This is a genomic window from Pseudomonas sp. ML96, from assembly GCF_000761545.1.
Taxonomy (GTDB): domain Bacteria; phylum Pseudomonadota; class Gammaproteobacteria; order Pseudomonadales; family Pseudomonadaceae; genus Aquipseudomonas.
Map to the genome: position 1 here is coordinate 35344 of NZ_JPMY01000023.1, position 12732 is coordinate 48075.

Consider the following 12732-nt stretch of genomic DNA (forward strand, 5'->3'; position numbering starts at 1 on the left):
AACTTTGCCGTCCTGATCCAGTAGAATCGGACCGCCTTTTTAGGCTCCGATGTCCGTCAGAAGCTGTTTTCAAAGCGTCACGAGCACAGTCGATCCGCCAGGAGCGTCGTTGGCGCCGGGCCCTCAAGAGCCCAGCGCCAGCCCTCATCACCTCTCGCTCCCTGCGGCGTAAAACTTTGAAAGCAGCTTCTAGTATGAGGCTGTCGACCCGCCGGCCAGTGCGCCCACAAAGCGCAGCGGCGCGACGTGCGACGGTTTTATGGATGAGCGTTGCGGGCCACCGCGACCACTGATGAGGGTAATAACTGTGCTTGAAGCCTATCGCAAACACGTAGAAGAGCGTGCCGCCCTGGGGATCGTGCCCCAGCCGCTGAACGCCGAGCAAACCGCAGGCCTGGTCGAGCTGCTGAAGAACCCGCCGGCTGGCGAAGAAGCCTTCCTCGTTGACCTGATCACCAATCGCATTCCGCCGGGCGTGGACGAAGCTGCCTACGTCAAGGCCGGCTTCCTCTCCGCAGTTGCCAAGGGCGAAGCCAACTCCCCGCTGATCGACAAGAAGCGTGCCGTTGAGCTGCTGGGCACCATGCAGGGCGGCTACAACATCGCCACCATGGTCGAACTGCTGGACAGCGCCGAGCTGGCCGAAGTTGCCGCCGAGCAACTCAAGCACACCCTGCTGATGTTCGACGCCTTCCACGACGTCGCCGAGCGCGCCAAGAAAGGCAACGCTGCCGCCAAGGCCGTGCTGCAGTCCTGGGCCGATGGCGAGTGGTTCACCAAGCGCCCGGCCGTACCGGAAAAAGTTTCCCTGACCGTGTTCAAGGTCACCGGCGAAACCAACACCGACGACCTGTCGCCGGCGCCGGATGCCTGGTCCCGCCCGGACATCCCGCTGCACGCCCTGGCCATGCTGAAAATGGCCCGCGACGGCATCAACCCGGACCAGCCGGGCTCCGTCGGCCCCATCAAGCAGATGGAAGAGCTGAAAGCCAAAGGCTTCCCGGTTGCCTACGTCGGTGACGTGGTCGGTACCGGCTCCTCCCGTAAGTCCGCCACCAACTCGGTGCTGTGGTTCTTCGGCGACGACATCCCGAACGTGCCGAACAAGCGCGCCGGTGGTTTCTGCTTCGGCACCAAGATCGCCCCGATCTTCTACAACACCATGGAAGACGCCGGCGCCCTGCCGATCGAGTTCGACTGCACCGACCTGGCCATGGGCGACGTCATCGACGTGTACCCGTACAAAGGCGAAGTGCGCCGTAACGGCAGCGACGATCTGGTCACCAGCTTCAGCCTGAAGACCGACGTGCTGCTGGACGAAGTCCGCGCCGGCGGCCGTATCCCGCTGATCGTCGGCCGTGGCCTGACCGAGAAGGCCCGCGCCGAGCTGGGTCTGGCTCCGTCCACCCTGTTCAAGAAGCCGGTCGCTCCGGCTGACAGCGGCAAGGGCTTCACCCTGGCCCAGAAGATGGTCGGTCGCGCCTGCGGCCTGCAGGAAGGCCAAGGCGTACGCCCGGGCACCTACTGCGAGCCGAAGATGACCACCGTCGGCTCCCAGGACACCACCGGCCCGATGACCCGCGACGAGCTGAAAGACCTGGCTTGCCTGGGCTTCTCCGCCGACCTGGTGATGCAGTCCTTCTGCCACACCGCTGCCTATCCGAAGCCGATCGACGTCACCACCCACCACACCCTGCCGGACTTCATCATGACCCGCGGCGGTGTGTCCCTGCGCCCGGGCGACGGCATCATCCACAGCTGGCTGAACCGCATGCTGCTGCCGGACACCGTCGGTACCGGTGGTGACTCGCACACCCGCTTCCCGCTGGGCATCTCCTTCCCGGCCGGTTCCGGCCTGGTGGCCTTCGCCGCCGCCACCGGCGTAATGCCGCTGGACATGCCGGAATCCGTACTGGTGCGCTTCAAGGGCAAGCTGCAACCGGGCATCACCCTGCGTGACCTGGTCCATGCCATCCCCTACTACGCCATCCAGGCCGGCCTGCTGACCGTCGAGAAGAAAGGCAAGAAGAACATCTTCTCCGGCCGCATCCTCGAGATCGAAGGCCTGAACGAGCTGACCGTCGAGCAAGCCTTCGAGCTGTCCGACGCCTCCGCCGAGCGTTCCGCTGCTGGTTGCACCATCAAGCTGCCGGAAAGCGCCATTGCCGAGTACCTGAAGTCGAACATCACCATGCTGCGCTGGATGATCGGCGAAGGCTACGGCGATGCCCGCACCATGGAGCGTCGCGCCCAAGCGATGGAAGCCTGGCTGGCCAACCCGCAACTGCTGGAAGCCGACAAGGACGCCGAGTACGCCGCCGTGATCGAGATCGATCTGGCCGACGTCAAAGAGCCGGTTCTGTGCGCTCCGAACGATCCGGACGACGCCCGCCTGCTGTCCAGCGTGCAAGGCCGCAAGATCGACGAAGTGTTCATCGGTTCCTGCATGACCAACATCGGTCACTTCCGCGCTGCCGGTAAGCTGCTGGACAAGGTCAAGGGCGGTATTCCGACCCGTCTGTGGCTGGCTCCGCCGACCAAGATGGACCAGCACCAGCTGACCGAGGAAGGCTACTACGGCATCTACGGCAAGGCCGGCGCCCGTATGGAAATGCCGGGTTGCTCGCTGTGCATGGGTAACCAGGCGCGCGTGCAGACCGGTGCTACCGTGGTCTCCACCTCCACCCGTAACTTCCCGAACCGCCTGGGCGACGCCACTGACGTCTTCCTGGCCTCGGCCGAGCTGGCCGCCGTTTCCTCGATCATCGGCAAGCTGCCGACCGTCGAGGAGTACATGGCCTACGCGAAAGACATCGACAGCATGGCTGCCGACATCTACCGCTACCTGTCCTTCGACCAGATCGCCGAGTACCGCGACGCCGCGGCCAACGCGAAGATCCCGGTCGTTCAGGCCTAAGCCGTAAGGCTGAAAGGAGCCCCGCCCAGTGCGGGGCTTTTTTTATGGAGCGAAACCGGACAAGCCGTGGTCCGAACTTCTGAAGCCCCTCGCGGGCAGCCCTTTCATAAGGAGTTCACCATGAAACCCTGGATTCTTGCCCTGCTCTGCGTGTTCGGCCTCACCGGCTGCGCCACCGACTACATCATCGCCACCACCGATGGGCAGATGCTCAGCGCCGAGGACAAGCCGGAGATCGACGATGAGACCGGCCTGATCACCTACGAGGATGCCGAAGGCAACGAGCAGCAGATCCCGCAGAGCTCGGTGAAGCAGATCATCGAACGCTGAAGCGGCTGCGATCCCACGCCGCCTTGCCAAGCGCGGCGGCGTGCGGATACTTGAGGTGACCCCACACAAGGAGCGCCTCATGAAGTACTGGATTCCCCTCCTGCTCTGCCTGGCCGCCCTCTCCGGCTGCGCCAGCGAACATCTGATCCTCACCACCGACGGCCAACTGCTCACCAGCGAAGATGAACCCGAGCTGGACGAGGACACCGGCATGCTCGAATTCGAGGACAGCGAAGGCCGCAAGCAGCAGATCCCGCAGACCCAGATCAAGCAGATCATCGAACGCTGAAGGCCCCGCCAGATTCCGCCCGCCGCACTGGCACATGGCTTGCTTGAGCCTGTGCAGCAGAACTCGCTCCAACGGCGGAGTCAGTTCATAGACAATGGCGTCGTTTCCGCCTACCGCCCTGCGGTGGCGCGGAGCGGCGCCTTTTTGTTCAACGGCGGAACCACACATGACCGACAGCAGCATTACCCGTAGCGACGCCCTGGCCTGGGTCGCGGGCAGCGATGCCCCGGAAAAGAGCGCACTGAATCTGGGCTTCATGGCCCTCACCGACTCCGCCTCGCTGATCGTGGCCGCCACCCAGGGCTTCGCCCAACCCTACGGCCTGACCCTCAACCTGCAGCGCCAGGCCTCCTGGGCCGGCCTGCGTGACCGCTTGCTGTGTGGCGAACTGGATACCGCGCAGATGCTCTATGGCCAGGTCTACGGCGTGCACCTGGGCCTCGGCAGCTCCGCCACCGAGATGGCCATCCTCATGGGCCTCAACCAGAACGGCCAGGCCATCAACCTGTCGCAACCGCTCAAGCAGGCCGGCGTGACCAGCGCCGAGGCACTCGCCGCGCGCGCGCGCCAGAGTGGTGCAAAGCTGACCTTCGCCCAGACCTTCCCCACCGGCACCCATGCCATGTGGCTGTACTACTGGCTGGCCGCCCAGGGCATCCATCCGCTGGAAGACGTCAACACCGTGGTGGTGCCGCCCTCGCAGATGGTCGCCCACCTGCGTGCCGCCCGCATCGACGGCTTCTGCGCCGGCGGCCCCTGGGGCGCCCTGGCAGTCGAGGAGCAGCAGGGCTTCACCCTGGCCACCAGCCAGAACATCTGGGCCGATCACCCGGAAAAAGTGCTCGGCGTGACCCGTGAATTCGTCGAGCAGTACCCCAACACCGCGCGCGCCCTGGCCATGGCCGTGCTCGAAGCCAGCCGCTTCATCGACGAGAGTGAAGAGAACCGCCGCGGCACCGCCCAGCTGATCAGCAGCAGCGAGTATGTCGATGCCCCGCTTTCCGCCATCGAGCCGCGCTTCCTCGGCCACTACGAGGACGGCCTCGGCCACGCCTGGCTGGACGCCCACCCGCTGCGCTTCTTCGCCGACGGCGAGGTGAACATGCCCTGGCTGTCCGATGGCATCTGGTTCCTCACCCAGTTCCGCCGCTGGGGCCTGCTCAAGGACGATCCGGACTACCTCGGCATCGCTCGCCGCATCCACCAACTGGATATCTACCGCAGCGCTGCCGAGGCCCTGGGCATCCATGTGCCGACGGCAGAAATGCGCAGCTCCACCCTGCTCGATGGCACCACCTGGGACGGCAGCGATCCGGCCGGCTACGCCCGCTCCTTCGCCATCCACGCCCGCACCGACGGCCCTGCCGCCATCGCCCTGTAACGGACCGAGACACCAGCACGATGCTACGCATACTCCTGATCAACGATACGCCGAAGAAGGTTGGCCGCCTGAAGAGCGCGCTGGTCGAGGCCGGCTTCGAGGTGGTCGACGAATCCGGCCTGACCATCGACCTGCCCGAGCGGGTCGAGGCCGTGCGCCCGGACGTGGTGCTGATCGACACCGAGTCTCCCGGTCGCGACGTGATGGAACAGGTGGTCCTGGTGACCCGCGACCAGCCGCGGCCGATCGTCATGTTCACCGACGAGCATGACCCGCAGGTGATGCGCCAGGCCATCCAGTCCGGGGTCAGCGCCTATATCGTCGAGGGCATCCAGACCGAGCGCCTGCAGCCGATCCTCGACGTGGCCATGGCCCGCTTCGAGAGCGACCAGGCCCTGCGTGCACAACTGCAGGCCCGCGATGAGCAACTGGCCGAACGCAAGCGCATCGAACTGGCCAAGGGCCTGCTGATGAAGATGAAGAGCTGCAACGAGGAAGACGCCTACACCCTGATGCGCCGCCAGGCCATGAGCCGCCAGCAGAAGCTGATTCAGGTGGCTGAGCAGATCATCGCGATGCACGACATGCTGGGTAACTGAAGCTCGGGCGGCGCGACTGTACCGCCCGCCAGCACAACTGTATCGGTCACCTCACACACTGAACCACCGCTGTTCCGCTCAACTCGGCTGGCGCCTGTATCTGCCGGCCTCTCGCACCTCTCGGCTAGGGTAGAAGGCATCTTCCCTGCCGAGTACCGGTCATGAACGAACGCAATCTGCTGGCCGAGGCCGACCGCCGCGCCCTCGCCTATTTCGACGGCACACCCGAGCGTCGGGTGTACCCGGACGCCTCGGCCATCGCCGCCCTGGCCGCGTTCGATCAGCCACTGCCAGAGCACGCCCAGGCCGCCGAGCAGGTGCTGCAGCAGCTCGACGAAATCGGCTCGCCCGCCACGGTGGCGAGCAACGGCCCGCGCTACTTCGGCTTCGTCATCGGCGCCACCCTGCCGGCCGCGGCGGCCGCCGAACGCCTGGTACTGGCCTGGGATCAGTGCGCCTCATCCTTCGACAACTCACCGACCGCCGACCGCCTGGAGAAGGTCGCCGGCCGCTGGGTCTGCGAGACGCTGGGCCTGCCAAGAGAGAGCGCCGTGGGCTTCGGCACCAGCGCTACCGCCTGCACCCTGGCCTGTCTCTCCGCCGCCCGGCGCAAGCTGCTGGCGCGCCAGGGCTGGGACTTCGATGCCGACGGTTTGATGGGCGCCCCGGAGATCCGTGTGGTGCTCTCCGAAACCGCGCACATCACGGTGAAGAAAGCCCTGCGCGTGCTCGGCTTCGGCATGAACCGCCTGCACTACGCGCCAGTGGACGAGCACGGGCGCATCGACCCGGCGCGCCTGCCGGAACTCGACGAACGCACCCTGCTGATCCTGCAGGCCGGCGAGGTCAACACCGGCGAGTTCGACCGCTTCGCCGAGCTGATCCCCAAGGCCCGAGAGGCCGGCGCCTGGGTGCATGTCGACGGCGCCTTCGGCCTATGGGCTCGTGCGTCTTCTTCAGCCCATCTGGCCGAGGGCGTGGAACAGGCCGATAGCTGGACCACCGACGGCCACAAGTGGCTGAACACTCCCTATGACAGCGCCATGGCCATCTGCCGCGACTCCGATGCCCTCGCCGCGGCGATGAACAGCGACGCCGCCTATGCCACGGCGAGCCGCGATGCACAGAAGAACCTGACCCTGGAATTCTCCCGCCGGGCTCGTGGCGTGGCGATCTGGGCGGCGCTGGCCAGCCTCGGCCGCGAAGGCCTGCGCGAGCTGATCGATCGGCATATCCGCCAGGCCTTCGAGCTGGCCGAGACGCTACGTGAAGGGGGCTACCAGGTGCTCAACCGCGTGGTGCTCAACCAGGTACTGGTACGCGGCGATTCGGATGCGCAGACCACCACCATCCGCGAAGCGGCGCAGGCCTCCGGCGAGGTCTGGTTCGGCCCGACCGTCTGGCAGGGTCGCCCGGCCTTCCGCCTCAGCCTGTCGTCCTGGCGCACTGGCGATGCCGAGGTGCGTCTGCTGGCCGATCTGCTGCTGCGCCTGAAACGCCAGCTGAGCTGACTGCACCGCTCATTTACCCGCGAACTGCTCTGGACAGCGGCGGGCACCGCCCCTTATCTTCGCCCCAGGCCACACACATGTGGCCTGCGTCGCTCGGACGGTTCCGGGCGCTTACGTACTTCGAGGAAAGCATGGCTGACAACGCCAAGCGCCGCTTTGCGCGCATCGATCGTCTCCCCCCCTACGTTTTCAACATCACCGCCGAACTGAAGATGGCTGCCCGTCGCCGTGGCGAGGACATCATCGACTTCAGCATGGGCAATCCGGACGGCGCCACCCCGCCGCACATCGTCGAGAAGCTGGTGCAGGTCGCCCAGCGCGAAGACACCCACGGCTATTCCACCTCCCGCGGTATCCCCCGCCTGCGCCGCGCCATCTCGCGCTGGTACAAGGACCGCTATGACGTGGAGATCGACCCGGAAAGCGAAGCCATCGTCACCATCGGCTCCAAGGAAGGCCTGGCGCACCTGATGCTGGCCACCCTGGACCATGGCGACACCGTACTGGTGCCCAACCCCAGCTACCCGATTCACATCTACGGTGCGGTGATCGCCGGCGCCCAGGTGCGTTCGGTACCGCTGGTGCCCGGCGTGGACTTCTTCGCCGAACTGGAACGGGCCATCCGCGAGGCCATTCCCAAGCCGAAGATGATGATCCTCGGCTTCCCTTCCAACCCCACCGCACAGTGCGTGGAGCTGGACTTCTTCGAGCGCGTGGTGGCCCTGGCCAAGCAGTACGACGTACTGGTGGTGCACGACCTGGCTTACGCCGACATCGTCTACGACGGCTGGAAAGCGCCGTCGATCATGCAGGTGGAAGGCGCCAAGGACATCGCCGTGGAGTTCTTCACCCTGTCCAAGAGCTACAACATGGCCGGCTGGCGTATCGGCTTCATGGTCGGCAACCCGGAGCTGGTCGCTGCCCTGGCGCGGATCAAGAGCTACCACGACTACGGCACCTTCACTCCGCTGCAGGTAGCGGCCATCGCCGCCCTGGAAGGCGACCAGCAGTGCGTGCGCGATATCGCCGAGCAGTACCGCGAACGCCGCAACATGCTGGTCAAGGGCCTGCACGAGGCGGGATGGATGGTAGAGAAGCCCAAGGCCTCCATGTATATCTGGGCCAAGATTCCCGAGCCCTACGCCCACCTGGGTTCGCTGGAGTTCGCCAAGAAGCTGCTGCTGGAGGCCAAGGTCTGCGTCTCGCCAGGCCTGGGCTTCGGTGATTACGGCGACGATCACGTGCGCTTCGCCCTGATCGAGAACCAGGACCGTACCCGCCAGGCCATCCGCGGCATCAAGGCGATGTTCCGCGCCGACGGCCTGATCGAGGCGCCCGCCGCCAAGCCGAAACGAGCCACCGGCAAGGCCAAGCCCGAATCGGCCTAAAACGCAAAAGGCCCCGACACCAGTCGGGGCCTTTTCGTATCAGCCGGTTGCTATCAAGCCGTTCCTATCAACCAGAGTAATCCAGCGCCGTCCAGGCCTGCGACAGGTCGCTGGCAATGGTGCAGCCTGGCCGCTCACCCGCCTCGTCGTCGGCGTGCGCCAGGCGGGTGACCTCGCCCTCGCCGCCACGCTCGGTCAGCCACTGCAGGCGCCCACAGTTGGGCGTATCGATCACGTAGCTGGCGGAGATGCTGGAGTTCTGCCCCGGCAGCTTGACCACATCGAGCACACGGCCGACCTCTTCCTCTACCCGCTTGCCGTCGCGCACCAGCACGGCCCAGGCCTTGGCCCCCTCGATCACCAGGTAGGCGCCCTTCGCCCGGGGTTGCTCCACCTGTGGCTGGGCACAGCCCGCCAACATGGCCAACAGCAGAATTGTCATCAGCTTGTGGTGCATATAGGCAGCTCCTGTTCCGGCTTCGGTCTCAGTGATCTCGACGGCGCTTGAGCTGTACTATTATCCAGTAGTGTTTATTTGTACAGTGCTTTTCGCTTACTCTTTTGCGGCCACAGAAACCCGAGGAGCTCGATCATGCTGGACGTACTGCAGCTGAAGAACAAAGTGAACCAGATGCCACTGGAGCATATCCGCGCCACGGTCGAGGAGCTGCGCCTGGAGGGCCTGGTCACCGGCAATCGGACGCCGTTCAAGCGCGTGCACTTCAACACCTGCTTCGCCGAGATCGAGGCGCTACTGCAGCGCGCCGGCTACCACCGTCCGGTCGATGTGGTCGGCTACCAGGGCCAGGTCTATGCGCTGTTCGACCCCAGCCGCTGGGAGGCCGTGGAGGTGCTGCGTTGGCTCAAGGAATACGCCGAGGAGGCGCAACGCCAGCGCGTGTGATCGGCCCTGCGCCGAACCAAAAGCGCTCACTGGCATGCCAGATCGGCTACCGCACGGTGCACGACGCTACCCGCCCACCGCTCTCCAGAGATCGCCAACGGCGATCTCGCAGCAGATCTAATCACCTGATTTGCAAGCCATACTGTCCCGCCAAGAGCCGCCGACAGGGCCTGTTACCGCCGCCATTCGAGATCCACTCAGAAAACTGGCAAGCCCCTTGCAGATAACCCCGTAGATTCCAGCGCAGCACACCAACGGCGGTGAGCCGCGGATCACGGACAACGGCGTCCGTCGGAGCTCCCTCCCCCATCGGGAGCTTCGACGTACGCCGTTTTTTATTGCCCATGAAAAGGTGCATTCCATGAGTGAGCGTGATTCGAAAAAACCGGTCGACAGCAGCCGCCGCAACTTCCTCAAGCAGTCCATCGCCGTCGCCGGCACCGTTGGCGGCATCGCCGCCCTCGGCCTGTCCGCCCCCACCTTCCTGCGCAGCGCCGCCTATGCCGCCGGCTCCGATGCCCCGGAGAAGGCCGCGCTGAAGATCGGCTTCATCCCGTTGACCGACTGCGCCTCGGTGGTGGTCGCCGCCACCCAGGGCTTCGCCAGCAAGTACGGCCTGACCATCACCCCGAGCAAGGAAGCCTCCTGGGCCGGCGTGCGCGACAAGCTTGGCACCGGCGAGCTGGATGCCTCCCACGTGCTGTACGGCATGATGTATGGCTCGCAACTCGGCGTGGCCGGCCCGCAGAAGAACATGGCCGTGCTCATGGGCCTGAACCAGAACGGCCAGGCCATCACCCTCTCCAAGCAGCTCAAGGAAGCCGGGGTGACCACTGGCGAGCAGCTCGCCGCGCACATCAAGAAGGGCGGCAACCCGCTGACCTTCGCCCAGACCTTCCCCACCGGCACCCACGCCATGTGGCTGTACTACTGGCTGGCGCACCACGGCATCAACCCCTTCACCGACGTCAAAACCATCACCGTGCCGCCACCACAGATGGTGGCCAACATGCGCGTCGGCAACATGGACGGCTTCTGCGTCGGCGAGCCCTGGGGCGCACGGGCGATCTTCGACAAGATCGGCTTCACCGCCACCACCACCCAGCAGATCTGGGCCGACCACCCGGAGAAGGTGCTGGGCTGCACCCGCGAGTTCGTCGAGCAGAACCCCAACACCGCCCGCGCCCTGGTCATGGCCATCCTCGACGCCAGCCGCTTCATCGAGGCCAGCGCCGAGAACAAGAAGGCCACGGCCAAGCTGATTTCCGGCAAGGCCTACGTCAACGCCCCAGTCGACGTGATCGAGCAGCGCTTCCTCGGCCACTACGAAGACGGCCTCGGCAACAGTTGGGAAGACCAGCACGCCATGGCCTTCTGCAAGGACGGCAGCGTCAACTTCCCCTACCACTCCGACGGCATGTGGTTCCTCACCCAGTTCAAGCGCTGGGGCATGCTCAAGGAAGACCCGGACTACGCCGCCGTGGCCGCCGCGGTGAACCAGACCAAGCTCTACGCCGAAGCCGCCGGTGCCCTGGGTATCGCGGTACCGAGCAGCCCGCTGCGCGCCAGCACGCTGATCGACGGCAAGGTCTGGGACGGTGCCAACCCGGCCGCCTACGCCGCCTCGTTCGCGATCAAAGCCTGAGTCGGAGGCCACCATGAACGCGCCCCTGAAAACACCGCTGCCAGTCGCCCCCGTCGCCTCGTCACACCGCCTGATAACGGCGCAGACGCTCACCAACCTGGTCAAGGCGGTCACCCCGCCGCTGCTCGGTATTGCCCTGTTCATCGGCGTCTGGGCGCTGATCGCCGCGCGCAGCGAGGGCCTGCCGGGGCCGCTGTCGACCTGGCACTCGGCCGTCGTGCTGTTCGCCGACCCGTTCTACGACAACGGCCCTAATGACATGGGCATCGGCTGGAACATCCTCCACTCGCTCGGCCGGGTCGGCGTCGGCTTCGGCCTGGCGGCGCTGATCGGCATCCCGCTGGGCTTCGCCATCGGCCGTTTCGCCTTCCTCGCCGGCATGCTCTCGCCGATCATCAGCCTGCTGCGCCCGGTGTCGCCACTGGCCTGGCTGCCGATCGGCCTGCTGGTGTTCGAGGCCGCCGGCCCTGCGTCGATCTGGGTGATCTTCATCAGCTCGATCTGGCCGATCATCCTCAACACCGCCGCTGGCGTGGCCAGCGTGCCGCAGGATTATCTGAATGTAGCGCGCGTGCTCAAGCTGTCGGAGTTCAAGGTGCTCACCCGCATCCTGTTCCCCGCCGTGCTGCCGCACCTGATGACCGGCATCCGCCTGGCCATCGGCGTGGCCTGGCTGGTGATAGTCGCTGCGGAGATGCTTACCGGCGGCACCGGCCTGGGCTTCTGGGTGTGGGACGAGTGGAACAACCTCAACGTCGAACACATCCTCATCGCCATTATCATCGTCGGCCTGGTCGGCCTGGCCCTGGAGCAGGCCCTGCTCCTGCTGGCCAAGCGCTTCGACTACGCGAGCTAAGGAGACCGCCATGGACAAGTTCGTCGAGCTGACCAACGTCAGCAAGCACTTCGATACCAAGAAAGGCCGCTTCCAGGCGCTCAGTGAAGTCAACCTGAGCATCGCCAAGGGCGAGTTCGTCTCGCTGATCGGCCACTCCGGCTGCGGTAAATCCACCGTGCTCAACCTGATCGCCGGCCTGCTGGAAGCCAGCGCAGGCGGGCTGATCTGCAACGGCCGCGAGATCGACGGGCCCGGCCCGGAGCGCGCCGTGGTGTTCCAGAACCACAGCCTGCTGCCCTGGATGACCTGCTTCGGCAACGTCCACCTGGCGGTGGAGCGGGTGTTCGGCGCCAAGGAGAGCAAGGCCCAGCTCAAGGAGCGTACCAGCGCGGCTCTGAACATGGTCGGCCTGAGCCATGCCACGCACAAACACCCCAACGAGATCTCCGGCGGCATGAAGCAGCGCGTCGGCATCGCCCGCGCCCTGGCCATGGAGCCCAAGGTGCTGCTGATGGACGAGCCGTTCGGCGCCCTGGACGCGCTGACCCGCGCGCACCTGCAGGACGAGCTGCTGCGCATCGTCGGCCAGACCCACAGCACGGTGGTGATGGTCACCCACGACGTCGACGAGGCGGTGCTGCTGTCGGATCGCATCGTGATGATGACCAACGGCCCGGCGGCAACCATCGGCGACATCGTACGGGTGGAGCTGGAGCGCCCGCGCGACCGTCTGGCCCTGGCCAACGACAGCCGCTACCACGAGTACCGCACGGCAGTGCTGGAATTCCTCTACCAGCGCCAGCAACGCCCCGCGGCCTGAGGCAGGCGGTTCGACAAAGCCCGGCTACATGCCGGGCTTTGTCGTTTCCACCCCTTCTCCACGCACGCGCCAGGCCCTAGGCTGGGGGCACAACGACAACAAGAGGAACC

General features: G+C 65.6%; 12 protein-coding genes. 11 read left to right on the plus strand and 1 reads right to left on the minus strand.

Translation table 11 applies throughout. From position 1 onward, the window contains the following. Positions 1–307 precede the first annotated feature (307 nt). The 7 genes from acnB to alaC all read left to right on the plus strand — a co-directional run bounded on the left by acnB (position 308) and on the right by alaC (position 8415). On the plus strand, positions 308–2917 hold the full coding sequence (gene acnB, locus IP89_RS13910; RefSeq protein ID WP_043310168.1) for a bifunctional aconitate hydratase 2/2-methylisocitrate dehydratase: 2610 nt from the start codon (positions 308–310) through the stop codon (positions 2915–2917). A gap of 120 nt (positions 2918–3037) precedes the next feature. Further along, positions 3038–3247 carry a YgdI/YgdR family lipoprotein gene (locus tag IP89_RS13915; RefSeq protein WP_043310169.1) on the plus strand — a complete coding sequence of 70 codons (210 nt, stop codon included), beginning with the start codon at positions 3038–3040 and terminating at the stop codon, positions 3245–3247. Positions 3248–3326: 79 nt separating this feature from the next. Next, positions 3327–3536 carry a YgdI/YgdR family lipoprotein gene (locus tag IP89_RS13920; RefSeq protein ID WP_043310170.1) on the plus strand — a complete coding sequence of 70 codons (210 nt, stop codon included), beginning with the start codon at positions 3327–3329 and terminating at the stop codon, positions 3534–3536. Positions 3537–3702: 166 nt separating this feature from the next. Beyond that, positions 3703–4917 (plus strand): CmpA/NrtA family ABC transporter substrate-binding protein, encoded by a 1215-nt coding sequence (locus tag IP89_RS13925; RefSeq protein ID WP_043310171.1) that lies wholly within the window; start codon positions 3703–3705, stop codon positions 4915–4917. A 20-nt stretch (positions 4918–4937) separates the two neighbouring features. Next, the gene (locus IP89_RS13930) at positions 4938–5516 is read left to right on the plus strand and encodes an ANTAR domain-containing response regulator (RefSeq protein WP_043310172.1); all 579 of its coding nucleotides are present in this window, start codon (positions 4938–4940) and stop codon (positions 5514–5516) included. A 161-nt stretch (positions 5517–5677) separates the two neighbouring features. Next, positions 5678–7027: an aminotransferase class V-fold PLP-dependent enzyme gene (locus IP89_RS13935; protein WP_043310173.1), complete on the plus strand. Its 1350-nt coding sequence runs from the start codon at positions 5678–5680 to the stop codon at positions 7025–7027. Between the two features lie 131 nt (positions 7028–7158). Then, a complete protein-coding gene (gene alaC / locus IP89_RS13940) occupies positions 7159–8415 on the plus strand; it encodes an alanine transaminase (RefSeq protein WP_043310174.1) in 1257 nt (418 codons plus the stop codon). 67 nt (positions 8416–8482) lie between these two features. Here the strand turns inward: alaC and IP89_RS13945 are convergent, their stop codons facing one another. Continuing rightward, positions 8483–8872, minus strand: a complete 390-nt coding sequence (locus IP89_RS13945) for a hypothetical protein (RefSeq protein WP_043310175.1) — start codon at positions 8870–8872, stop codon at positions 8483–8485. Between the two features lie 135 nt (positions 8873–9007). Here IP89_RS13945 and IP89_RS13950 point away from each other — a divergent pair, with 135 nt between their 5' ends. The 4 genes from IP89_RS13950 to IP89_RS13965 all read left to right on the plus strand — a co-directional run bounded on the left by IP89_RS13950 (position 9008) and on the right by IP89_RS13965 (position 12622). After that, a complete protein-coding gene (locus IP89_RS13950; protein WP_043310176.1) occupies positions 9008–9319 on the plus strand; it encodes a hypothetical protein in 312 nt (103 codons plus the stop codon). Between the two features lie 361 nt (positions 9320–9680). Continuing rightward, positions 9681–10964, plus strand: a complete 1284-nt coding sequence (locus IP89_RS13955; protein WP_043310177.1) for a CmpA/NrtA family ABC transporter substrate-binding protein — start codon at positions 9681–9683, stop codon at positions 10962–10964. A gap of 13 nt (positions 10965–10977) precedes the next feature. Then, on the plus strand, positions 10978–11820 hold the full coding sequence (ntrB, locus tag IP89_RS13960) for a nitrate ABC transporter permease (protein WP_043310178.1): 843 nt from the start codon (positions 10978–10980) through the stop codon (positions 11818–11820). Between the two features lie 10 nt (positions 11821–11830). Beyond that, entirely contained in the window at positions 11831–12622 is a 792-nt protein-coding gene (locus IP89_RS13965; RefSeq protein WP_043310179.1) for an ABC transporter ATP-binding protein, read from the plus strand. Positions 12623–12732: the final 110 nt, after the last annotated feature.

What these genes read in the sequence shown, in the direction of transcription:
- IP89_RS13955 (WP_043310177.1), top strand. Translation starts at nt 9,681, where the DNA reads ATGAGTGAGCGTGATTCGAAAAAACCGGTCGACAGCAGCCGCCGCAAC.
- IP89_RS13930 (WP_043310172.1), top strand. Translation starts at nt 4,938, where the DNA reads ATGCTACGCATACTCCTGATCAACGATACGCCGAAGAAGGTTGGCCGC.
- IP89_RS13950 (WP_043310176.1), top strand. Translation starts at nt 9,008, where the DNA reads ATGCTGGACGTACTGCAGCTGAAGAACAAAGTGAACCAGATGCCACTG.
- IP89_RS13935 (WP_043310173.1), top strand. Translation starts at nt 5,678, where the DNA reads ATGAACGAACGCAATCTGCTGGCCGAGGCCGACCGCCGCGCCCTCGCC.
- IP89_RS13925 (WP_043310171.1), top strand. Translation starts at nt 3,703, where the DNA reads ATGACCGACAGCAGCATTACCCGTAGCGACGCCCTGGCCTGGGTCGCG.
- ntrB (WP_043310178.1), top strand. Translation starts at nt 10,978, where the DNA reads ATGAACGCGCCCCTGAAAACACCGCTGCCAGTCGCCCCCGTCGCCTCG.
- alaC (WP_043310174.1), top strand. Translation starts at nt 7,159, where the DNA reads ATGGCTGACAACGCCAAGCGCCGCTTTGCGCGCATCGATCGTCTCCCC.
- IP89_RS13915 (WP_043310169.1), top strand. Translation starts at nt 3,038, where the DNA reads ATGAAACCCTGGATTCTTGCCCTGCTCTGCGTGTTCGGCCTCACCGGC.
- IP89_RS13945 (WP_043310175.1), bottom strand. Translation starts at nt 8,872, where the DNA reads ATGCACCACAAGCTGATGACAATTCTGCTGTTGGCCATGTTGGCGGGC.
- IP89_RS13920 (WP_043310170.1), top strand. Translation starts at nt 3,327, where the DNA reads ATGAAGTACTGGATTCCCCTCCTGCTCTGCCTGGCCGCCCTCTCCGGC.
- IP89_RS13965 (WP_043310179.1), top strand. Translation starts at nt 11,831, where the DNA reads ATGGACAAGTTCGTCGAGCTGACCAACGTCAGCAAGCACTTCGATACC.